At 59.8% G+C, this 21895-nt stretch carries 17 protein-coding genes, 1 tRNA gene and 1 pseudogene; 10 read left to right on the top strand and 9 right to left on the bottom strand.

Going from position 1 to position 21895, the window contains the following annotated elements; translation table 11 throughout:
• The first annotated feature begins 4 nt into the window (after window positions 1-4).
• From C4J88_RS01070 to C4J88_RS01060, 3 genes are all read left to right on the top strand, one after another.
• Window positions 5-478 carry a heme-binding protein gene (locus C4J88_RS01070; protein ID WP_124405984.1) on the top strand — a complete coding sequence of 158 codons (474 nt, stop codon included), beginning with the start codon at window positions 5-7 and terminating at the stop codon, window positions 476-478.
• A gap of 28 nt (window positions 479-506) precedes the next feature.
• Complete coding sequence (gene uraH, locus C4J88_RS01065; RefSeq protein ID WP_124360746.1) at window positions 507-917, top strand: hydroxyisourate hydrolase; 411 nt, start codon at window positions 507-509, stop codon at window positions 915-917.
• 102 nt (window positions 918-1019) lie between these two features.
• Entirely contained in the window at window positions 1020-1547 is a 528-nt protein-coding gene (locus C4J88_RS01060) for a DUF962 domain-containing protein (RefSeq protein ID WP_124369173.1), read from the top strand.
• A 124-nt stretch (window positions 1548-1671) separates the two neighbouring features.
• Here the strand turns inward: C4J88_RS01060 and C4J88_RS01055 are convergent, their stop codons facing one another.
• The 6 genes from C4J88_RS01055 to dibA form a co-directional block, all read right to left on the bottom strand.
• Complete coding sequence (locus C4J88_RS01055; RefSeq protein WP_124405983.1) at window positions 1672-2652, bottom strand: sulfate/molybdate ABC transporter ATP-binding protein; 981 nt, start codon at window positions 2650-2652, stop codon at window positions 1672-1674.
• 3 nt (window positions 2653-2655) lie between these two features.
• Window positions 2656-3528, bottom strand: a complete 873-nt coding sequence (gene cysW, locus C4J88_RS01050; RefSeq protein ID WP_124365381.1) for a sulfate ABC transporter permease subunit CysW — start codon at window positions 3526-3528, stop codon at window positions 2656-2658.
• 13 nt (window positions 3529-3541) lie between these two features.
• Window positions 3542-4360: a sulfate ABC transporter permease subunit CysT gene (gene cysT / locus C4J88_RS01045; protein ID WP_124405982.1), complete on the bottom strand. Its 819-nt coding sequence runs from the start codon at window positions 4358-4360 to the stop codon at window positions 3542-3544.
• A 198-nt stretch (window positions 4361-4558) separates the two neighbouring features.
• Window positions 4559-5569 (bottom strand): sulfate ABC transporter substrate-binding protein, encoded by a 1011-nt coding sequence (locus C4J88_RS01040; RefSeq protein ID WP_124405981.1) that lies wholly within the window; start codon window positions 5567-5569, stop codon window positions 4559-4561.
• A gap of 146 nt (window positions 5570-5715) precedes the next feature.
• Complete coding sequence (gene oscA / locus C4J88_RS01035; RefSeq protein ID WP_010565387.1) at window positions 5716-5898, bottom strand: sulfur starvation response protein OscA; 183 nt, start codon at window positions 5896-5898, stop codon at window positions 5716-5718.
• A gap of 300 nt (window positions 5899-6198) precedes the next feature.
• Window positions 6199-8112, bottom strand: a complete 1914-nt coding sequence (gene dibA / locus C4J88_RS01030; RefSeq protein WP_124405980.1) for a phosphodiesterase DibA — start codon at window positions 8110-8112, stop codon at window positions 6199-6201.
• 166 nt (window positions 8113-8278) lie between these two features.
• On the opposite strand from dibA, the gene desA reads away from it, so the two are divergent.
• From desA to C4J88_RS01010, 4 genes are all read left to right on the top strand, one after another.
• Complete coding sequence (gene desA / locus C4J88_RS01025; RefSeq protein ID WP_124405979.1) at window positions 8279-9463, top strand: delta-9 fatty acid desaturase DesA; 1185 nt, start codon at window positions 8279-8281, stop codon at window positions 9461-9463.
• 188 nt (window positions 9464-9651) lie between these two features.
• Window positions 9652-10653 carry a sensor domain-containing diguanylate cyclase gene (locus tag C4J88_RS01020; RefSeq protein WP_124405978.1) on the top strand — a complete coding sequence of 334 codons (1002 nt, stop codon included), beginning with the start codon at window positions 9652-9654 and terminating at the stop codon, window positions 10651-10653.
• A 172-nt stretch (window positions 10654-10825) separates the two neighbouring features.
• Window positions 10826-11713, top strand: a complete 888-nt coding sequence (locus tag C4J88_RS01015; RefSeq protein ID WP_124365376.1) for a nitrilase family protein — start codon at window positions 10826-10828, stop codon at window positions 11711-11713.
• Between the two features lie 13 nt (window positions 11714-11726).
• Window positions 11727-12926: a hypothetical protein gene (locus C4J88_RS01010; RefSeq protein WP_124405977.1), complete on the top strand. Its 1200-nt coding sequence runs from the start codon at window positions 11727-11729 to the stop codon at window positions 12924-12926.
• 83 nt (window positions 12927-13009) lie between these two features.
• On the opposite strand, the gene gabT is transcribed toward C4J88_RS01010, so the two are convergent.
• Together gabT and gabD are read right to left on the bottom strand one after the other, a co-directional pair.
• Entirely contained in the window at window positions 13010-14287 is a 1278-nt protein-coding gene (gene gabT / locus C4J88_RS01005) for a 4-aminobutyrate--2-oxoglutarate transaminase (protein WP_124369168.1), read from the bottom strand.
• Window positions 14288-14465: 178 nt separating this feature from the next.
• On the bottom strand, window positions 14466-15908 hold the full coding sequence (gene gabD / locus C4J88_RS01000; RefSeq protein WP_124360737.1) for an NADP-dependent succinate-semialdehyde dehydrogenase: 1443 nt from the start codon (window positions 15906-15908) through the stop codon (window positions 14466-14468).
• A 371-nt stretch (window positions 15909-16279) separates the two neighbouring features.
• On the opposite strand from gabD, the gene C4J88_RS00995 reads away from it, so the two are divergent.
• The 3 genes and pseudogenes from C4J88_RS00995 to C4J88_RS00985 all read left to right on the top strand — a co-directional run bounded on the left by C4J88_RS00995 (window position 16280) and on the right by C4J88_RS00985 (window position 19027).
• Window positions 16280-16356 (top strand) — tRNA-Arg (locus C4J88_RS00995).
• A gap of 85 nt (window positions 16357-16441) precedes the next feature.
• Window positions 16442-18086, top strand: a pseudogene (locus C4J88_RS00990) (DUF927 domain-containing protein); the annotation flags it as partial.
• A 98-nt stretch (window positions 18087-18184) separates the two neighbouring features.
• On the top strand, window positions 18185-19027 hold the full coding sequence (locus C4J88_RS00985) for a chromosome segregation protein SMC (protein WP_124405976.1): 843 nt from the start codon (window positions 18185-18187) through the stop codon (window positions 19025-19027).
• A 1089-nt stretch (window positions 19028-20116) separates the two neighbouring features.
• Here C4J88_RS00985 and C4J88_RS00970 read toward each other — a convergent pair.
• The gene (locus C4J88_RS00970) at window positions 20117-21517 is read right to left on the bottom strand and encodes a J domain-containing protein (RefSeq protein WP_124405975.1); all 1401 of its coding nucleotides are present in this window, start codon (window positions 21515-21517) and stop codon (window positions 20117-20119) included.
• Window positions 21518-21895 lie beyond the last annotated feature (378 nt).

The raw sequence follows: 21895 nt of genomic DNA, 5'->3' as shown, positions 1-21895 counted from the left end.
CACCATGTATCGCACTGCTTTATTCCTGAGCCTCGCCGTGGCGACTGCCGCCCAGGCGACGCCACAACTGCCACGCCACGCCACGCTTGATTTACGCACCGCGCGCCAATTGGCCGATGCCAGCCTGGCTCACTGCAACGCCGCGCTGACTGTGCTCGACCGCGGCGGCAATCTGTTGCTGAGCCTGCGCGCCGACGGCGTCGGCCCGCACAACAGCCTCGCCAGCCAGCGCAAGGCGTACACGGCGTTGTCGACCAAAACCCCAACCCGGCTGTTCGCCGAGCTTGCGCGCAACAACCCCGAGGCCGCCAACCTTAACAGCTTGCCCGAATTGCTGTTGCTTGGCGGTGGCGTGCCGCTGTTTGCCGAGGCCGAACTGGTCGGCGCGCTGGGCATCGCCGGTGCCGGCGGCGCGCCGCAGGATGAAGCCTGCGCCGTACAGGCGGCCGAGAAACTGGGCTTGAAAATCACCCCTTGATTCCACTCCTGTCAACAAGGACTTCTCGATGAAAACCCTAAGCATGACCCTCGCCGCCCTCAGCCTGAGCGGCCTGTGCAATCTGGCCCTGGCCGACGGCAACCCGCTGAGCGTGCATGTGCTCAACCTGGAAAATGGCCTGCCGAGCGCCGGCGTCAACGTCACCCTGGAAGAACACGTGGGCGACCAATGGCAGGCGCTGTCCCAAGGCGTGACCAACCAGCAAGGGCGCATCGCCGAACTGTTCCCGGCTGACCGCAAAATGAAGCCGGGCGAGTACCGCGTGGTGTTCAAGACCGGCGACTATTACAAGAAAGCCAACCGCGAAACCTTCTTCCCCGAAGTGCCGGTGATTTTCCAAGTCAAGCAGGCTGACCAGCACTACCACATCCCGCTGTTGCTCAGCCCTTACGGCTTCTCCACCTATCGCGGTTCATAGGCGCGCCTGCTCGACTTCACCCTGGCCTTGCGCGATCATCAGCAGCAGCCGCTGGCAGCCGACTGACAGGGCATGATCAAACATCCTACAAGAGGAATAACAATGAAAAGCCTCGTCGACCACCTCAGTCAATACGCCGCCTACCACCGCGACCCGCGCAATATCACCAGTCATTTCATCGGCATTCCGTTGATCGTGGTGGCGGTCGCCGTGCTGCTGTCACGCCCCGAATGGGCGGTGGGCGGGCTGTGGCTATCACCGGCGGTGCTGCTGGCGCTGTTTTCGGCGTGGTTCTACCTGCGCCTGGAGCTGGCGCTGGGTGGGTTGATGACGGTGCTGATGGGTTTGTCGGTGTGGGCCGGGCATGTACTGGCGGCGCAGAGCACGACGGTGTGGCTGGGCAGCGGCGTGGGCCTGTTTGTACTGGGCTGGGTGATCCAGTTTGTCGGGCATTACTACGAAGGCCGCAAGCCGGCGTTTGTGGACGACGTGTCGGGGCTGATCGTGGGGCCGTTGTTTGTGGTGGCGGAGTTGGCGTTTCTGGTGGGCTTGCGGCAGGACCTGAAACAACAGATTGAAGCGCGCTCGGGGCCGGTGGCTCGTCGCGATCTCAAGCCAAGCGAGGTCTGAATGTGGGAGGGGGCTTGCTCCCGATGGCGGTGGGTCAGCTGATTCATAGGCCAACTGACACTCCGCTATCGGGAGCAAGCCCCTCCCACATTGGCCCCATTTCACATTTGGCACTGCGGTGAGCTTAAGTTTTTTGCCAGACCTTGGGTTTGAAGAACAGGGTTTCGCCACGGGCCAGGCCGGTGAGGCTGTCGTGGTCTTTGACCACTTCGGCTTCGATCAGCTCGGGTTGGCCTTCCACCTTCAACGTCACCCGTGTGGTCGCGCCCAATGGCCGAATATCGCGCACCTCAGCCGCATGGTGATCCTCCAGCTCATGCCGCGACAGCGACACCTCGTGGGGGCGGAACAGCAGGTGTTTATCCTCGCCCAAGTGCAGGCGGTTCGAGTCACCCAGGAAGTGGTACACAAAATCGCTGGCAGGGTTTTCATACACCTCGCCCGGTGAGCCGATCTGCTCAATCACGCCCTTGTTCATCACCACGATCCGGTCGGCGACTTCCATGGCCTCCTCCTGGTCATGGGTCACGAACACCGAGGTCAGGTTGATATCCTCGTGCAAGCGCGCCAGCCAGCGGCGCAGCTCCTTGCGCACCTTGGCATCGAGGGCGCCGAAGGGTTCGTCCAGCAGCAGCACTTTAGGCTCTACCGCCAGGGCGCGGGCCAGGGCGATACGTTGGCGCTGGCCGCCGGAGAGTTGTTCCGGGTAGCGATCGGACAGCCAATCGAGCTGCACCATGTTCAGCAGGTCGTGAACCTTGGTCGCGATCTGGCTTTCGCTCGGGCGCTGGTTTTTCGGCTTCATGCGCAGGCCGAAGGCGACGTTGTCGAACACGGTCATGTGGCGGAACAGCGCATAGTGCTGGAACACAAAGCCCACGTTGCGATCACGCACATCGTGGCCGGAGACGTCCTCGCCGTGGAACACGATGCTACCGTCATCCGGGGTTTCGAGACCTGCGATGATGCGCAGCAAGGTGGTCTTGCCGCAGCCGGACGGGCCCAGCAAGGCCACCAGCTCGCCACTCTGGATATCCAGGTTGATGCTGTCCAGGGCCTTGAAGGCATTGAAGTTCTTGCTGACATTACGGACTTCGATCGACATGACTTATTCCTCACCGGCGCTGTTGCGCAGGCGGTTGATTCGGTTCTCGCTCCACTGCTTGAGCAGCAGGATGAAGAGCGCCAGGATCAGCAACAGGCTGGCCACCGCGAAGGCGGCGACGTGGTTGTATTCGTTGTAGAGAATCTCGACGTGCAGCGGCAGCGTGTTGGTTACGCCACGAATATGGCCGGACACCACCGACACCGCGCCGAACTCACCCATGGCCCGCGCGGTACACAGCACCACGCCGTAGATCAGGCCCCACTTGATGTTCGGCACGGTGACATGCCAGAACATCTGCCAGCCGTTGGCACCGAGCAGGCGCGCGGCCTCTTCTTCCTGGGTGCCCTGCTCCTGCATCAACGGGATCAGCTCGCGGGCCACGAACGGCACGGTGACGAAGATGGTCGCCAGCACGATGCCGGGCAAGGCGAACACGATCTGGATGTCATGGGCCTGCAACCACGGTCCGAAGAATCCCTGGGCGCCGAACATCAGCACATACACCAGGCCTGCGATCACGGGCGAGACCGAGAACGGCAGGTCGATCAGCGTTACCAATATGCTTTTGCCACGGAAAGAATACTTGCTCACGCACCACGCGGCGCTGACACCAAACACCAGGTTGAGCGGCACCGAAATCACCACGGCGATTACCGTGAGTTTCAGCGCCGACAGCGCGTCCGGTTCAAGGATCGCAGTGAAGAACGCGCCGAGGCCATTCTTCAAGCCCTGGGACACCACGATCAACAGCGGCAGCAGCAAAAACAGCGCGAACACCAGCCAGCCGAGGCCGATCAGGATGCGTCGCGAGGTGGCGCTGCCGCGCCGGGCGGCGTTGGCCGAGGACGCGGCGGAGATAGACGATTGGGACATGTTCCGCGCCTCCTTATGGACGTTCGATGCGCCGCTGCAACAAGTTGATCAGCAGCAGCAGGACAAAGGAAACCACCAGCATCAGCACACCGATCGAGGTGGCGCCGCGGTAGTCGTACTGGTCAAGCTTGACCATGATCAGCAGCGGCAGAATCTCGGTTTTCATCGGCATGTTGCCGGCGATGAAAATCACCGAACCGTACTCGCCGACGCCACGGGCGAAGGCCAATGCAAAACCGGTCAGCCAGGCCGGCAACAGCGCCGGCACGAGGATGTGACGGAACACTTGCAGCGGCTTGGCGCCCAGGCAGGCGGCGGCCTCCTCGACTTCCCGGGGGATATCGGCGAGTACCGGCTGTACGGTGCGCACCACGAAGGGCAAGGTAACGAAGGTCAGCGCCAGGGTGATGCCCAGCGGGGTGTAGGCGATCTTGAAGCCCAGGTCGGCGGCGAACTGGCCAACCAGCCCGTTAGGCGCATACAGCGCGGTCAACGCGATACCGGCCACGGCGGTGGGCAAGGCGAACGGCAGATCGATCATCGCATCGATGATCTTGCGTCCGGAGAAGGTGTAGCGCACCAGCACCCAGGCCAGCAGGGTGCCGATCACGCCGTTGATCAGCGCGGCGTACAACGCGGTGCTGAAGCTTAGTTTCAACGCCGCCAGCACGCGGGGTGCGGAGATGATGTTCCAGAACTGATCCCAGGTGAGTTGAGCGGCGTGTACAAACATCGCCGCCAGCGGGATGAGCACGATCAGGCTGAGGTACACGACGGTGTAGCCCAGCGTCAGCCCGAAGCCGGGTATGACGGGGGAGATACGACGCGACATAAGAGTCCTTGGTTAAAGGGTAGAAACCACTGTAGAAGCCAGCTGTTGTGGCGAGGGAGCTTGCTCCCGCTGGGCTGCGCAGCAGCCCCAGGACCAGGCGACCCGATGAACCGTGGGGACCGGTACTGGGAGCGCTTCGCACTCCAGCGGGAGCAAGCTCCCTCGCCACAGAAAGCTCGCTCCTACAGGTACTTTGGCTTACTGCGCCGTGTAGATCTGGTCGAACACGCCACCGTCGTTGAAGAATTTCGGTTGGGCAGTTTTCCAGCCGCCGAAATCTTTGTCGATAGTCACCAAGTCCAGTTTCGGGAACTGTTGGGCGTATTTGGCGGCGACTTTCTCATCGCGTGGGCGGTAGAAGTTGTTCGCCGCAATCTCCTGGCCAGCCGGGCTGTACAGGTGCTTGAGGTATTCGGTGGCGATCTCGGTATTGCCCTTTTTCTCGGCGTTCTTGTCGACCACGGCCACTGGTGGCTCGGCGAGGATCGACAGGGAAGGCACGACGATGTCGAACTTGTCGGCGCCGCCGTCTTCTTTCAGCGCCAGGAACGCCTCGTTTTCCCACGCCAGCAGCACGTCGCCCTGGCCGTTGTTGACGAAAGTGATGGTGGAACCGCGCGCGCCGGTGTCGAGGATCGGCACATGCTTGAACAGCTCCTTGACGTATTCCTGAGCCTTGGCTTCGCTGCCGCCGGTCTTCAGGCCGTAGGCCCAGGCCGCGAGGAAGTTCCAGCGCGCACCGCCGGAGGTTTTCGGGTTGGGCGTGATCACCGAAACGTCTTTCTTGATCAGGTCGCCCCAGTCCTTGATGCCCTTGGGGTTGCCCTTGCGTACCAGGAACACGATGGTCGAGGTGTACGGGGTGCTGGCATCCGGCAGGCGGGTCTGCCAGTTTTCCGGCAGGGTCTTGCCCAGCTTGGCGATTTCGTCGATGTCGCCGGCCAGGGCCAGGGTCACCACGTCGGCGCGCAGGCCGTCGATCACCGCGCGGCCCTGCTTGCCCGAACCACCGTGGGATTGCTGGATCTTCACGTTGTCGCCCGGGTGAGACTGTTTCCAGAAGCTGGTGAACTCAGCGTTGTAGTCCTGGTACAGCTCACGGGTCGGGTCGTACGAGACGTTGAGCAACTCGTAGTCCTTGGCAACGGCGGAACCGGCAAACACGGCACTGGCCAATGCGGCCAGGGCGTAACGGCGAATCGACGACATAGAAGCTCCTGAAATTCTTATGTTGGCGCAACCCTGTAGGAGCGAGCTTGCTCGCGAAAAACCCAGGAGCACCGCGTTAAACCTGATGCGCAGCGTTATCGTTGGCGTTTTTCGCGAGCAAGCTCGCTCCTACTGGTGGCTTATTCTTAGGCGGGTTTGTTACCCGGGTTCTGCAGACGGAATTTTTCCTTGCGTTCGATCTGTACCACTTGAGCGTTGTGTACGGTGATTTCCACCGCGCCAAACCGCAGATCGCGCAAGGCGCTCTGGATCTCACGCAAAATGGCTGCTTCGTCCTGGCCGTCGACGCTACGTAGAGATGCGCTCATGGTCTCGCTCCTGAAATGAATAATGCCTGGCAGTGGCGGCACTGCTTGCGGCGTGAGGGCGATAGTAGATAAGCGCGGATATTCTTAAAAATACTATTTAAGAATGTTTATATAACCAGAAAGAATTTTCTGACGGGACGTGGGGTTGCGCGCAGGTTTTGCGTTCAGCCACTGAAATTAAGGCCTGATGTAATCCAAATGTGGGAGGGGGCTTGCTCCCGATGGCGGTGGGTCAGACAAGATTTTCTAACCTGATAGACCGCTATCGGGAGCAAGCCCCCTCCCACAGTTGAATGCATTTCAAATGTGGATGGGGGGTGTCCGGGTCCAATCTATCTCCTGGGCCGGCATCGGCTTGCCAAACCAATACCCCTGGCCCATGTCGCATTCCTGGTCCAGCAGGAAGCGCGCCTGCTCCACTTGCTCGATCCCCTCGGCATGCACCTGCATGCCCATGCTTTTGGCCAGGGCGATGACCACGCGCACGATAGCGGCGTCGTCTTCATCCCAAGGCAAGCCGGCGACAAAACCTTGGTCGATCTTGAGTTTCTGCACCGGCAGGCGCTTGAGGCGCAACAGCGAGGAATAGCCGGTGCCGAAGTCGTCGATGGCCAGGCGCAAGCCCAGTTCGCGCAGGCGGTGCAGTTGTTCAAGGGCGACTTCCGGGTCATCCATCACCGCGCTTTCGGTGACTTCCAGCTCAAGGAAGGCTGGGTCCAGGCCTGTGTCGTGGAGCACCTGACCCACCTGTTCGTAGAGCTCGCGCCGGGCAAACAGACGGCTGGAGACATTGATCGCGATAAACCCCAACGGCGCGCCGTCCGCCAACCATAGGCACATCTGGCGGCAGGCCTGGTCCATCACCCAGGCATCGATGTCGGCGATCAACCCGGTGCGCTCGGCGATGGGGATAAATTCAGCCGGCGGCACCAGGCCGCGCTCCGGGTGCTGCCAGCGCACCAGCGCTTCCACGCCAATCAAACGGCTGTTCTGCAGGTCGTGCACGGGCTGGTAATAGACGCGCAGTTCCTGCCGGTCGAGGGCGCGGCGCAATTCGCTGGCGATTTCCACACGACTCTGCGCGTGAGCCGTCAGTTCCTCGGTGTATAAGGCGTAGCTTTCACGGCCCGCGTTTTTGGCCTTGAACAAGGCCGAGTCAGCGTTGCGCAACAATTGCTCGGCGCTCAGCGCATCACTGGGGAACAGGCTGATACCGATGCTGGCGCTGATAAACAGCTGGTTGCCGTCAAAAATGAACGGCTCCTTCATGGCCTCGAGCATGCGCTGGGCCATGGCCGCAGCCTGCATCACCTGTGGACAACTTTCCGCCAGCACGGCGAACTCGTCGCCCCCCAGGCGCGCCAGGGTCACCCCAGGCCCGAAAAGCCCCTTGAGACGGTCGGCCACCAGCTTGAGCAGTTGATCGCCAACATTGTGGCCGAGGCTGTCATTGATGATCTTGAAGTGATCCAGGTCCATCAACAGCAATGCACAGCCGCGCTTGTGCACGCGTGCCGAGGCCAGCGCCTGCTCGGCGCGGTCGGTGAACAGCAGGCGGTTGGGCAGGCCGGTCAGCGGGTCGTGGTGGGCCAGGTGCGCCAGCTCGTGTTCGGAGTCCTTGATGGCGCTGATATCCGAGAACACGGCGACGTAGTGGCTGATGTGGCCCTGGTCATCACGGATGACGCGGATGGTTTGCCACTGGGGGTAAATTTCTCCGCTTTTGCGTCGATTCCAGATTTCGCCGCTCCATTCACCGCTGCGCTGGAGGGCATGGAACATCTGTTGATAAAAATTCGACGAATGGCGCCCGGACTTGAACAGGCTGGGGGGCCGGCCCATGACGTCTTCGCGGCGGTATCCGGTGATCTCGATGAACGCCCGATTGACGTGCACGATCAGGCCCTGAGCGTCGGTGACCAGCACGCCTTCGCGGGTGCAATCAAACACCGCAGCGGCCTGTTGCAGGCGTTCACGGTTTTCTTTCAAGGGTTGCTGCAACGTGTGGGCACGGGCAAACCGCGCGCCCATCAGGTAAATAGCCAGCGCGCTCAGGCCTACCCAGACATAGCCGCGCAGTTGCAGCCAATGCGCCAAGACCCGTGGATCATCGATAAAGCTGATTAATAATTGGTGGCTAAGCTGGAGCCATAGAACGGAAATCAGCAGGTATACCAGCCCCGCACGTAGGGCTCCTCGGTATGAAAACAACATATGCTCAGTAATCCTTACCAAAAAAACACAATCGCCCTACGAAGGCTGAGGATTATAGAATAAGAAACATCCAGTCACTTCTATCTGAAAGGGCGGCTGGTTTTCTCTGTAGGCTTAGTGATAATGCGTGAGCTGTTCTTTACTTTATCTGAGGGCCATACAGCCTATGTGGTACAACGGTTTTCTTGACCTGTCAGCCTGGCAACTGGTGGCAGTCACGTTGTTGATGACCCATGTGACCATTATCGGGGTCACCGTCTATCTGCACCGTTATTCGGCCCATCGCTCGCTCGAGCTCAATGCTGGCCTGAAACACTTCTTCCGCTTCTGGCTGTGGTTGACCACGGCGCAGAACACCCGCGAGTGGACCGCCATCCATCGCAAGCACCACGCCAAATGCGAAACCGTCGATGACCCGCACAGCCCGGTGATCAAGGGCCTGTCCACCGTGCTGCGCAAAGGTGCCGAACTGTACCGCGCCGAGGCGGAAAACCCCGAGACCCTGCGCATCTACGGCAAGAACTGCCCGGACGACTGGATCGAACGCAACCTCTACACGCGCTACCCGCTGCTGGGCGTGGCGATCATGGGTGTCATCGACGTGCTGCTGTTCGGCACCATTGGCATCACCATCTGGGCGATCCAGATGATGTGGATCCCGTTCTGGGCCGCCGGCGTCATCAACGGCCTGGGCCATGCCGTGGGCTATCGCAACTTCGAATGCCGCGACGCGGCGACCAACCTGGTGCCGTGGGGCATCATCGTCGGTGGCGAAGAACTGCACAACAACCACCACACCTATCCCAACTCGGCCAAGTTGTCGGTGAAGAAGTGGGAATTCGATCTGGGCTGGGCCTGGATCAAGGTATTCAGCTTCCTGCGCCTGGCCAAGGTGCAGCGCGTCGCGCCGATCGCCCACCGTGTCGAAGGCAAGGGCCACCTGGACATGGACACCGCGATGGCGATCCTCAACAACCGCTTCCAGATCATGGCCCAATACCGCAAATTGGTGATCGGCCCGCTGGTCAAGCAGGAGCTGGAGAAAGTCGATCATTCGGTGCGCCACCAGTTTCACCGCGCCAAGCGCCTGCTGTCGCGGGAAACCAGCCTGCTGAGCGATCGCCACCACGTGCGCATCCAGAGCATGCTGGAACACAGCCATGCGCTGAGCGTGATCTACGAGAAGCGCCTGGCGCTGCAGCAAATCTGGCTCAAAACCAGTTCCAACGGCCACGACATGCTGGCGGCGATCAAGGAATGGGTGCACGAAGCCGAGGCCAGCGGCATTCAATCTCTGCGTGATTTCGCTCACCAATTGAAGACCTATTCACTGCGTCCCGCAGCGGTCTGACGGTACTGCGGGAGGGCTCTCCCTCCCGCACACTGGCTTTTTGGCGCCATTTTCCGGGCACCGCCAATCCATCCCGATCACGGAACTTCACCGCAATTCCCCTCTCTCAAAGAACACTTCGCCATCATGGTGACCCCTTGTAGTGACCGCTGTTCCATCCTGCGGCGCGCCCAGAGAGAGTTGTTCCGATGGTTCACGAAAAGCCCTGCCCGATTGACCTGTCCACCGTCCAGCCACCGCGCCCAGCGGCGGCGTCGACCCTGCTGGCGCTGATGCATGCCCAGGGCGAGGTCGAGCGGCTGAGTGAGCGTGAGCAGCTGCTCAGCTCGCTGCTGGTGAGCGTGAACGCGGTGCTGTGGGCCATCGACTGGGAAACGCGTCGCGTGCTGTACGTCAGCCCGGCCTACGAACGGATATTCGGCCGCAGCGCCGGTTTGCTGTTGGCCGATCACCGGGAATGGCGCAACAGCATCCACCCCGAAGACCTCGACTACGCCGAACACAGCCTGGCCCGCGTGCTGGAACAGGGCGCCGTGGAAGACCGCGAATACCGCATCGTCACGGTCGACGGGCAGATCCGCTGGCTCAGCGACAAATGCTATATCAATCAGCAGGCCGAGCCGGGCAAGCCGATGATCGTCGTGGGCATGGCCGAGGACATCACCGAAAAGAAGCAGTTGGAGCTGGAACTGCATCGCCTGGCCACCACCGATGTACTGACCCAGAGCAGCAACCGCCGGCACTTCTTCGAACTCGCCAACCAGGCCTTTGACAACGCCTGTATGCAGGGCACGCCGCTGGCGTTCCTGTTGCTGGACATCGACGACTTCAAAGACATCAACGACAGTTATGGCCACCTCGAAGGTGACCAGGTGCTGCGGCGCATCGCCGAAAGTGGCCGAAGCGTGTTGCGCCGTGGCGACCTGTTCGGCCGCATCGGCGGCGAAGAATTCGCCGCCATACTGCCCGGCTGCGCCCCGGACATGGCCCTGCAGGTAGCCGAGCGGCTGGGCAAGGAAATCCAGGCGCTGAGTTTCAGCGTTGAAGGCCACGCGTTTACAGTGACCGTCAGCCAAGGCCTGACCAGCCTGCGCGAAGACGACTCGACCCTCGACAGCCTGTTCGGCCGCGCCGATGCGGCGATGTATGAGGCAAAACGCCAGGGTAAAAATCGGGTGATCGCGGGTTAGCTCGTATTGGGTTGGCAGCGCTAGTCGCGTACCGCGCTACCAGAGGCAGCCGCTGATACAGCAACTGCCTACGCTTCAAAAGGAAACAACCTACTGACGCCCAGCAAAAGAAGACTTCCTATTAAACGGCCCACCCATTCCGGTGGGCTCATAACAATAAGAGGTCTGCACCATGAACGAGTCCACGAGCCCCGTACGCGTCGCCGTTGTGCAATTTGATCCGCAAGTCGGCACCTACAATCGCGCTTCCAACCTGGAAACCAGCCTGAGCCTTGCCCTGCAAGCGGTTAACAATGGCGCCAATTTGATTGTGCTGCCCGAGTTGGCCAATACCGGTTATCTGTTCAACAGTCGCCAGGATGCCTATCTGCATGCCGAGCCCGTTCCAGACGGTCCCAGCCTGCGGGCCTGGATGGATTTCGCGCAGTTTCACCAGGTGCATCTCGTGGCAGGCCTGGCTGAACGCGACGGCATGCAACTGTTCGACACCGCCGTGCTGCTGGGCCCCGACGGCCTGATTGGCAAATACCGCAAGGCCCACCTCTGGAACAAGGAAAAGCTCTGGTTCAGCCCCGGAAACCTTGGATTCCCCGTGTTTGAAACCCCCATAGGCCGTATAGGTTTACTGATCTGCTGGGACATCTGGTTCCCCGAGGTCCCACGCATCCTGACCCAGCAAGGCGCCGATATCATCTGCAGCCTGAACAACTGGGTGTGGACCCCACCGCCGCTGTTCGACGAAGCCGGCAAATGCATGGCCTCGTACTTGACCATGACGGCCGCCCACGTCAACAACGTGTTCATTGCTGCGGCCAACCGTATCGGCGAGGAACAGGATGCACGTTACCTTGGGTGTTCACTGATTGCCGGCACCAACGGCTGGCCCATCGGCAAGATCGCTTCACCTAACGAGCAAGCGATTATTTACGCCGACATCGACCTCTCCAGCGCTCGCAGCGCACCGATCTGGAACAGCCTCAACGACCTGCAACGGGATCGTCGCAGCGACCTGTATGACGGGATGCTCGGCTACCGCCTTCACCCGTGCCTGCCACGCTGATGGGGGTGCGACCATGGCTCTCCTACCGACAAAAAAACTGCCATCAGACTCACCTGTTCGCCACCTTGTCATTCTGTTCCTGGCCTCGCTCACCCTGGTAGTGTCACTCACCGGGTTGTCAGTGGCTTACTCCACTTCGGCGCCGGAGCTTTGGCCAAGCTACAACGACATGATGGCCAGCCTGCCCACACCAACAGCGTGGTTGCGTTGGGTGGTCGGCGATATCAGTGAGGTGGCCTTCTACAAACACGAGTTCGCGTCACTCGGCCTGCTGCTCGGTGGCGCTTTCGGTTACTGGACCAGTCGTTATGCCCAGGCCTGGCAAGGCTTCAGCATCGCCTACGGCACGGGGCTCTGGCCCTGGCTGGTGACCAGTTCATTGCTGGGCCTGCTGCTGAGCAATGCGATGTGGGGCTGGACCCTGACGGCAGACGCCTGGCAACCCACGTTCGCCGCCTTTGTTTCGCTGCCGGCGGCCATGGTGCTGCTGTTTGGCGGGGGGTGGAAGGTCACGCTCAATGGCGCCTTGCTCGGCGCGCTTTTGGTGACGCCGAGCTGCCTGTTGCTGGTCAACTACCTGTGCATTCCGCTGGGTTTGCCGGTGGTGATTGGCAATGTATTGGGCATGGCTTTGGGCAGTGTGGTGGCGTTTTTACTATGCCGTGCCCTGCCGGTGCTGGTAAGCCGTGCAGCTGAACCCAGGGCCAGCATCCCTCCCGCCACAGCCCTGAAAATACCCGATTACGGTATACGCTGGACGTTACGTCGGGTGCTGGCGGACTTTTCCGAAGCGCCGTTCTATGGCAATGAGTGGGCCAGCCTGGGTTTGCTCGCTGGGGTGTTGCTGGCTTATGCGCTGAATCCCCTGAGCCCCGCGTATGGATCTGGATGGTTGCCACACCTGATTGCAGGCCAAGCGCTGACCTCACTCATCGGTATTCTTTTGTGGCGTCGGCAATGGCGTGAGCGTGGCTGGTACCCAACCTATGTGCCCCTGGTGTCGGTAGTGCCCGCTGCCGTATTGACCTATGGCGGCAACCCGACAGTGATTGTAGCCAGCGCGATACTGGGCGCGCTGATCGCCCCGCCGCTGGCCTGCGCGATTGCCGGGCGTCTGCCTGGCTACCTGCACCCCTACATCGGCAACGTCTTGTCCATGGCGATCAGTACGGCGTTGATCGTGCCGTTGATCGGTGTGGTGATCGCGGATTAACCCAATCAACGCCTGGAGGTGATTCACCGGTTATAAAAAAACCCCGCCGACGCGGGGTTTTTCTATCGAGAAAAGCGCTGGGCTCAAAGCTCTGCGAAACACTCTTCAATAATTGCCAAGCCTTTGTCCAGCTGCTCGTCCGGCGAGGTCAGCGGCACCAGTACGCGCAAGACGTTGCCGTAGGTACCGCAGGACAGCAGGATCAGGCCCTTGTCACGCGCCTTGGCCACCACGGATGCAACGGCAGCGGCGTTCGGTTTGTGGCTATCGCCATCTTCGAACAACTCCACGGCAATCATCGCGCCCAGGGCACGCACTTCGCCGATTACCGGGTATTTGGCCTGGATGGCCTTGAGGCCGGTTACCAGGCGCTCGCCGACGGCTTTGCAGCGGTCCAGCAGGTGCTCTTCTTCGAACACTTCCATTACCGCCAGCGCGGCCGCGCAAGCGATCGGGCTACCGGCGTAGGTACCGCCCAGGCCGCCTGGGGCGATGGCGTCCATGTATTCGGCCTTGCCGCACACACCGGCCAGCGGGAAACCACCGGCGATGGATTTGGCGAAGGTGGTCAGGTCGGCGGCGACGCCCATCTGTTCCATGGCGAAGAAAGTGCCAGTGCGGCCGGCACCGGTTTGCACTTCGTCGGCGATCAGCAGGATGCCGTGCTTGTCGCACAGTTCGCGCAGGCGCTTCATGAAGGTTTTCGGCGCGACGTAGAAACCGCCTTCGCCCTGCACCGGCTCGATGATGATCGCAGCGATATCACGCGGCTCGGCATCGTTCTTGAAAATACGCTCGATGCTGGCGATGGCGTCGTCGTCGCTCACACCGTGCAGTTCATTGGGGAACAGCGCACGGAACACGCCGCCCGGCATCAAGCCCATGCCGGCCGAATACGGCACGACCTTACCGGTCAGGCCCAAGGTCATCATGGTGCGGCCGTGGTACGCGCCGGTGAAGGCGATCACACCGGCACGGCCCGTGGCGGCACGGGCGATTTTCACGGCGTTCTCGACCGCTTCGGAACCGGTGGTGACCAGCAGGGTTTTCTTGGCGAAATCACCTGGCACCTTGGCGTTGATTTTTTCGCACAGCTCCACGTAAGGCTCGTAGGCCAAGACCTGGAAGCAAGTGTGCGTCAGCTTGTTCAGCTGCTCGGTCACCGCTGCGATGATTTTCGGGTGCACGTGACCGGTGTTCAGCACGGCGATACCGCCGGCGAAGTCGATGAACTCGCGACCTTCAACGTCGGTCACGGTGGCGTTCTTCGCGGATTCGGCGAAGATCGGGTGAATCTGGCCAACACCGCGCGGTACAGCGGCTTCGCGGCGTTTCATCAGGGAAGCGTTGGTCTTGCTCATAAAGTCCTCATTCGCCGCTCATCGGGCGGCGTGGCTCAAGGATAGGTGGCGGGGAGGCAACTACGGCAGCATGCGATGATCGACTGCCACAGCTTTCCGGCCACTGCGAATAACGGCGTGAAACACGCAAAGGGACAGCGCTCTCGTGCCCTCTGCGTTTACTGCAATCCCTTACCGGTCAGATGCCCAGGCAGAGGTATTTGATTTCCAGGTAATCCTCGATCCCGTACTTGGAACCTTCACGGCCCAGGCCCGAAGCCTTGATGCCGCCGAACGGCGCCACTTCGTTGGAGATCAACCCGGTGTTGACGCCGACCATGCCGTATTCCAGGGCTTCAGCCACACGGAACACACGGCCCAGGTCGCGGGCATAGAAGTAGGACGCCAGGCCAAACTCGGTGTCGTTGGCCATCGCGATCACTTCGGCTTCGTCTTTGAAGCGGAACAGCGGTGCCAGTGGGCCGAAGGTTTCTTCCTTGGCCACGGCGGCGTTTTTCGGCACGTCGGTCAGGATGGTCGGCTCGAAGAAGTTGCCTTCCATCGCCTTGCCACCGGCCAACAGTTTGGCACCTTTGCTCAGTGCATCGGCGATGTGTTCCTGGACCTTGGCCACGGCCTTTTCGTCAATCAGCGGGCCGGTAGTGGTGCCTTCTTCCAGACCGTTGCCGATCTTGAGCTTGGCCACGGCCACTTTGAGTTTTTCGGCGAACGCGTCGTAGACCGAATCCTGGATGTACAGGCGGTTGGCGCAGACGCACGTCTGGCCGTTGTTGCGGTACTTGGAGATGATCGCGCCTTCGACGGCCTTATCCAGGTCGGCGTCGTCGAACACGATGAACGGCGCGTTGCCGCCCAGCTCCAGGGAGACTTTCTTGATGTCCTTGGCGCACTCGGCCATCAGTTGACGACCGATTTCGGTGGAGCCGGTGAAGGACAATTTACGCACGATCGGGTTGCTGGTTAGCTCGCCGCCGATGTCGCCGGCGCTGCCGGTGACCACGCTCAGCACGCCTTTCGGGATGCCGGCACGGTGTGCCAGCTCAACCAGGGCCAGGGCCGAGAACGGGGTTTGCGACGCTGGCTTGATCACCATGGTGCAACCGGCGGCCAGGGCCGGGCCGGCTTTGCGGGTGATCATTGCCGCAGGGAAGTTCCACGGGGTGATGGCAGCGGTCACGCCGATCGGCTGCTTGATCACGATCAGGCGCTTGTCGGGCTGGTGGCCGGGAATCACGTCACCGTAGATGCGCTTGGCTTCTTCGGCGAACCACTCGATAAAGGAAGCGGCGTAGACGATTTCGCCCTTGGCTTCGGCCAGCGGCTTGCCTTGTTCGAGGGTCATCAGGCGGCCGAGGTCGTCCTGGTTTTCGATCAACAGTTCGAACCAACGGCGCAGCTTGTTGGCGCGCTCCTTGGCGGTGAGTGCACGCCAGGCCGGCAGGGCCTTGTCGGCGGCTTCGATGGCGCGGCGAGTTTCGGCGGCGCCCATCTTCGGCACGGTGCCGAGAATCTCGCCCGTGGCCGGGTTGTTGACCTTGATGGTTTGACCGTTGTCCGCATCGACCCAAGCGCCATCGATGAACGCTTGCTGGCGGAACAACTGGGTGTCTTTAAGCTGCATGTCGGCTTTCCTTAACAGCACCGCGCGCGCGCGGAGCGAATTAGAGTTGTTGAAAGGCGCCTGGTGGGCTGCCGTCAGGGAAATCGGCCTCGCTGCGCAAGAACCAATAAAGTGCGCACGGGAGACAGAGCGTTTGAAATCTCAAACGAATCCTAGGAGCAATGGGGGTACAGGGCAATAGGATGTTCGAAAAAAAGAACAAAAACGGCCTATCCGTCAGACCTTTCTGATCAGCGTAGTTGCACTTGGTTTCACCGCACTGATCGATGGCCCCCGGCCCAGAGCCTGCACGCGGCGGATTCCTACACTTAAAGGCCCAAAGACCGGCATGGACGCCCAAGGTCGACATGGGTATGATGTCGCCCGCACAAGCATCCGTAGCTCAGCTGGATAGAGTACTGCCCTCCGAAGGCAGGGGTCGTGGGTTCGAATCCCGCCGGGTGCACCATATAGCAGTCTCGGGCTGTCTCAGACAGTCTACGAAACACTCCAAGAAGCCCGCCCCGTGCGGGCTTTCTTGTTTCTGGCTATCCGTCGCCTGTAATCGCGACGACAAGGGCCACAACTGGGGCTTGTTGGTCGAATTCGATTACCCGGACGGCGCCAAAAAGCGCTGGAACATTCCGGCCCGAACCATGACTGGCGACTTCGGCAAGGACGTACTCGGTCCCCCGGTCGACATGGGCCTGCGCCTCGCGGGAACCCGATCAGGGCGCAATGCCCGCGATGAGTTATCTCGGCGGCTTCGATAGCGCCCAGCGAGCACGCTTGGTGACGCGCCTGGGCTGGCACGACAACGCGTTTCTATTGCCCAAACAACAGATCGGCTCGCACTCCGAACACCTGCATTTTTATGAGGCCGGTGCGCAGTTGCCGCCGATCAGCGAGGCGGGCTCTCTGGAACAATGGCAGCAGCAAATCGGCGCGCTGTGCGTTGGCAACCACCGCTTAGCGTTTGTCATCTCTGTAGCCTTTGCAGGCCCAATATTGAACATGCTCGGACATGAGTCCGGCTTCCACCTCTACGGCGACAGCTCAGATAGCAAGCCCCCCCACTTGCAAGTCGCTGCCTCGGTCTATGGCGGACCGCGTCTGGTGCGCTCGTGGCGCTCCACGGATAACGCCCTGGAGTCCATCGCCGCCGCACACTCAGACGGTCTCCCGGTACTGGATGAAATCGGCATGTGCGACCCGCGCATTATTGGCGAGACGGTGTACATGCTCGGCAACGGCACCGGCAAGGCCCGGGCGAATGACCGAGGACAAGCGGGCCGACAGGTGCAGGAGTGGCGCTTGCTGTTTCTCTCGACCGGCGAGAAGACGCTGGCGCAGCACATGGCGGATGCAAACAAGGAGCTGAAAGCCGGTATGGAGGTGCGCATGCTCGCCGTGCCAGCGGATGCCAGCAAAGGCCTCGGCATGTTCGATGTGCTGAATGGTTTTGAGGACGCTGCCGCCCTCTCCGATGCGCTCAAGGCCCGAGTAGCCAAATATTACGGCACGCCCCTCACCGCGTTCCTGCACGCACTGTGTGCGCCTGGGGAAATGCTCAGGTGGACAGTGATCGTGCGCCGCACGGTGGAACAGTTCATCACCCAAAACCTACCAGCCTCGGCCAGTGGTCAGGCGCAGCGTGCCGCCCTTCGCTTCGGCCTCGCCGCAGCGGCCGGAGAGTTAGCCACCGCCTTCGGAGTCACCGGCTGGCCGGACGGCACAGCCACGACCGCTGCACGTGTATGTCTGCATGCGTGGCTAGCCGAGCGTGGCGGCGCCGGAAATTTCGAGGGCGATGCGATTTTGGCGCGACTGAGACAGGTCATCGAGCGCTTTGGAGAAAGCCGCTTTACCCGCTGGGAATCCGCCGCCGCCAAGATCGATGAACACGGCCCACGCACGATTGATCGGTTGGGCTTTCGCAAGACCCTGGAACACGGCATGGGCGATGCCTTGCACACAACCAACACCTATTACGTGCTGCCTGAAGCCTGGAGGGCCGAGATTTTCAAGGGCATAAACATCAGTGCGGTGAACAAGGAGTTGCTGCAACGCGGCGTGCTTGAGCCAGGTAGTGACGGCAAGGCATACAGCTTGATCCGTCTGCCCGGGTTAGGGCCCCAGCGCTGCTACGTGGTGAAGACCGTTCCAGGAACGGACGAAGGCGAGGCCAAGGCCGCCTGACGGCGAGCCTGCTGATCGAGGTAGCGCCGGCTCATTACCGGCCTTGCCAGCCATTCGACAACCATCCCTATTAACCGCAGTACCCAGAGACAATACAGATGAACACTATCCAAGAATTGAAAGACCGCCGCGACCAACTGACCCTCGAAGTTGAGAGCATTCAGGGTGACCTGGCTCCCTTCGAAGAGGCGCTGGAAAGCCCAGAGGTCATCCAGCAGGGCCGTCAACGAGCCGTGCAAGATGAAATCAACGATCACAAAAGACGTATCGACTCGCGAAATCTGGAGATCAGCAACCTGAATCAAAAGATTCTTCGCCTTGAGAGATTGGCAAACCGTGAGAGCTTGGCTGCGGGATATCTCAGCGATATGGCGAACTGGAAAGCCGACGAGATGGAACTCAACGAAAAGCGCAGCAGCATCGAGACTCGGTTACAGCAGGTCCGCCAGAGCGATCAGGAAGACATGGCAAAAGCTCGACAAGCTGAAACGGACGCGGCCACCGCTTATTCACAGGCCGTCGCCTGGGGCGATGTAGAGGGCGAAAAAGCGGCTAACGCAGAAGCTCAAAAGGCAGCAAAAAACCTCACGGCTGCGGCTGAGCATCACCGCCGCCAACAACTGCTCATCACCGCACTGGAGCAGGAGCTGGTGACGATTGATCTGCATATCACAGAGGCACAAAAGGAACGCACCGAGATCGAGAATAAAGCGGCTCACCTGGCGAACACTGTGCTGGAAGAACAGTGGAATGAGGCCGCCAAAACACTGCTGGAGACCGGCGGCAAGCTGTGGGCCGCACGCAACCTGATTAGTCGTGACCCGGTTGCACTGATGAAGCTGGATATCCCTGAACTGGGCGAGCACTTTGGAAGCTGGACCTGGCGAGAACTCGCGGCTCGCTCACACCAACACAGCCTGCTTGACCTGTTGGCGGCCTAACTCAAACCTTCCCCGAAGCAACCGGCGAGGGCCGGTTGATTCGGGCCTACCATCGGTCTAACAATGAACAAGACACTACAGAACAGTGCTCAGATGCCGGATTACCTAAAGTCCCGAAAGCTGCATTTGAACGGGATAATTGTCGGCATGACCAGAATTAAAAAGCTCAACGCAATAGGAATCAAAGAAACTAAAGTTGAGACGCTCACGATTGATGCAATCAAGGCGGAGCTCCACTTCATTGACCTTCAGCTCAAAAGAAAGGCCGGATAAAGAAGAGGCGGAAGCCTAAACAGCCTCCGCTTCTCTAGATCCTCCGATTACGAAACAAGCCTCTAGATTTTTCGGCTTCTGATCTTTGGCGGCTGTGGGCTTAGGACCGCTTTCCGCCAAAAGCTGACGGTGGCTACAGGCATAAATCGACCCCAAGCGAACGTCAACAACAATGCAGAAAGTTGAAAGGGCACTTAATTGGGTCTCACGCATCGAGTGAGTCATGCACGATCTGCTATTAGGCGGCCACGACACTTTTTCAACTGGCCGCTGGGTCACTACTACGCGGAAGTCGTCCTGCCACGAATTCAAAGTGGCCGCGTCGTAACTCCGAGCAAGGTTCCGTACAAACCACCGAGGTAACTCGTTTGCGCTAAACGTTGAGACCGTTGATCTTGAAGGTTCCGCAACCCGGTAATGATTGCCGTGCAGCACTGCTTAAACGTCGGCCTCTCGAACACAAAACTCCGGCAACAGGACTTTTAGCCTTCCGGCACGGACATCGGCCGCCGCGTCTCAAATGGTTTTTGTGTGCGATGCCATGCTCGGCCAACGCCCATTTACGCGCGAGTGCGCCATCATTGATTTCCCACGCCTGGCTCATGGGCACGGTGTAATTCCACCATGGCCGTCCACCACAAAGTGAAAGGTGTTCAATGGGCCTGCGGATGTCATCAGCACGATGAGCTTTTGGTTATCCAGATCAGCAGGCTTCTGGGGCTCACCGTATCGCGCCAAGTAATCAGGCGAGGCGCACAGCACCCGCCAATTGGTGCTGAACCGGATGGCCATGTCTTGCACCTATTCCAGATCTATCTAGAACTCGTCCTCTGAAAGGCCGTATGTCGCAGTGTTGCCGTTAGCAACTTTGTAGAGCGTGAGCGTGATTGCGCTGTATTGGATGTTCCGGCTGGTGGTGGTTTCAGTGAGCGTCATTGATTCGGAGCGTGAAAGGCCCCCAGAGGTCAGGTCGCGATACCGAACGTCATAAGCACCAGCAGTGAGATTTTTGATGGTGAAGCGGCTTCGTGCAGGAATGTAAATCTGCCTTGCCGGCCTGGCTACCGCGCCTTGTAGGGAGACGAGTTTTAGAAACACGTCTGAGTTGTTCTGCCCATTGTCGATGGTTACTTCTGAATGGCCGGCTTTGTGCGTTTGTGGCTCATCTACTAGGTAACCGGCAGTACGGGGCCATGGGCGGCCATTGGGCGCGTTTTTTGGCCGCACGTAGGCCGGCTTCTTCGCGGCCGCCTCGCGCTGATTTGCAACGCTTATAGGGCGTTGAGCTGCGTTGGTACCTGAGCCGTTAGAAGCTGTAACCGATGGAACGGCCTGAGCGGAATACGGCATCGGACCACGCGGAGCGGAATAATGCGTTCCGGACGAATTCATTACCGTGATAATGATCACCGCAGCCACTGTAGCGATAGCGCCGAGATGGATGAAGAATCGGCTGTGAATGAAACCCCAACTACTCTTCAAACGATTGTCTTTGTCGCCGCCAAGTTCGTCTATGAAGGCTTCAAGGTTGCTGGTCAGGCTATCTCTTTCGTTGATCCCTGCCTCAGTGCGGCCAAGCGTCTTAGGGATCTTCTTGCAGTACGTTATCGCGTTTTGGGCGATTGACCGCGCTAGGTCTGGACGACCGGTTGAGTAGAAGTAATATGCTTGGTAACCCAACATTCTGGCGTTCTCCAGCGGTGGATGTGATCCACCGAACATGTTGGTGACCAATGCATGAACCGTATACAGCGGGCCCCATGGAAATCCCCACCATCCAAGCAGCCAACTGGTTGCTGACGCCTTGAGAGACTGCTTTTGGGCGCAGGGACTGCAATACACGCCAACGATGGGTTTACGAATTGTAAGTAAGAGGAAGCTCTTCACGGAACGGAACACCACTACTCGTGGCTGGGCTGATACCTTGGCGCAAACGGAGCACACGATGGGATCTGGTACTTTAGACGTCTCGGGTTCTACGGCCCTGCTACGAGTGGTCTGAGTATCGTAATCGGCTTTGGAAGCCGGGTCCGAAAGCACTGCGTACGCCTCATTCAAAAACTGAAATTGCTGAGTCGTGTTGTTGCCAGGGTTGCGGTCAGGGTGCAGCTCCATGGCGCGTCTGCGGAATGCCGTTTTGATCTGCTCGGCGCTGACGATCGATGTTAGACCCAAGACTGCGTAGTAGCCTTTAGGATCGTCCTTATCGTGGTGCATTGAACAGTCCTTGTCGCATTCGTGGATAGGCAGAAAATTGGTTTTGAATCGATGGAGGCTATACCACTTCGAGCCGTCGGCTTGAGGCAGGGCAGGTTTTGTTCAGCGATTGAAGCGGAGTCGCTTTATGAATGCGGCGACATAGTAGCTAATTGCTATATTTGCCGTCCAACTGAACCGATTGATGGTCGTTACCGGTTTAAAAGATCGTGAGCTAATACGGGCCGACTTTCACAGGAGCTAACCTTGCCGTCAGTCCACTTTCGGTGAAAGCGGCCTCCCTAGCCCTCGCATTACTAGTGCTAACAGACGACGTGGCATCGAGAGGCGCTCAGCGAATCCTGATGATGGGCAACATACAAACTTTGACAGCACGCT

It is taken from the genome of Pseudomonas sp. R4-39-08, from assembly GCF_003852275.1.
Classification (GTDB): domain Bacteria; phylum Pseudomonadota; class Gammaproteobacteria; order Pseudomonadales; family Pseudomonadaceae; genus Aquipseudomonas.
This window is presented reverse-complemented; position numbering and strand designations above follow the sequence as displayed.

Bases quoted from the DNA above. Each gene is read 5' to 3' on its own strand.
- cysT (WP_124405982.1), bottom strand. From the start codon at position 4,360: ATGTCGCGTCGTATCTCCCCCGTCATACCCGGCTTCGGGCTGACGCTG.
- C4J88_RS01055 (WP_124405983.1), bottom strand. From the start codon at position 2,652: ATGTCGATCGAAGTCCGTAATGTCAGCAAGAACTTCAATGCCTTCAAG.
- C4J88_RS01070 (WP_124405984.1), top strand. From the start codon at position 5: ATGTATCGCACTGCTTTATTCCTGAGCCTCGCCGTGGCGACTGCCGCC.
- oscA (WP_010565387.1), bottom strand. From the start codon at position 5,898: ATGAGCGCATCTCTACGTAGCGTCGACGGCCAGGACGAAGCAGCCATT.
- C4J88_RS01060 (WP_124369173.1), top strand. From the start codon at position 1,020: ATGAAAAGCCTCGTCGACCACCTCAGTCAATACGCCGCCTACCACCGC.
- dibA (WP_124405980.1), bottom strand. From the start codon at position 8,112: ATGTTGTTTTCATACCGAGGAGCCCTACGTGCGGGGCTGGTATACCTG.
- gabD (WP_124360737.1), bottom strand. From the start codon at position 15,908: ATGCAGCTTAAAGACACCCAGTTGTTCCGCCAGCAAGCGTTCATCGAT.
- C4J88_RS00970 (WP_124405975.1), bottom strand. From the start codon at position 21,517: ATGCACCACGATAAGGACGATCCTAAAGGCTACTACGCAGTCTTGGGT.
- C4J88_RS01020 (WP_124405978.1), top strand. From the start codon at position 9,652: ATGGTTCACGAAAAGCCCTGCCCGATTGACCTGTCCACCGTCCAGCCA.
- cysW (WP_124365381.1), bottom strand. From the start codon at position 3,528: ATGTCCCAATCGTCTATCTCCGCCGCGTCCTCGGCCAACGCCGCCCGG.
- C4J88_RS01015 (WP_124365376.1), top strand. From the start codon at position 10,826: ATGAACGAGTCCACGAGCCCCGTACGCGTCGCCGTTGTGCAATTTGAT.
- uraH (WP_124360746.1), top strand. From the start codon at position 507: ATGAAAACCCTAAGCATGACCCTCGCCGCCCTCAGCCTGAGCGGCCTG.
- C4J88_RS01040 (WP_124405981.1), bottom strand. From the start codon at position 5,569: ATGTCGTCGATTCGCCGTTACGCCCTGGCCGCATTGGCCAGTGCCGTG.
- desA (WP_124405979.1), top strand. From the start codon at position 8,279: ATGTGGTACAACGGTTTTCTTGACCTGTCAGCCTGGCAACTGGTGGCA.
- C4J88_RS00985 (WP_124405976.1), top strand. From the start codon at position 18,185: ATGAACACTATCCAAGAATTGAAAGACCGCCGCGACCAACTGACCCTC.
- gabT (WP_124369168.1), bottom strand. From the start codon at position 14,287: ATGAGCAAGACCAACGCTTCCCTGATGAAACGCCGCGAAGCCGCTGTA.
- C4J88_RS01010 (WP_124405977.1), top strand. From the start codon at position 11,727: ATGGCTCTCCTACCGACAAAAAAACTGCCATCAGACTCACCTGTTCGC.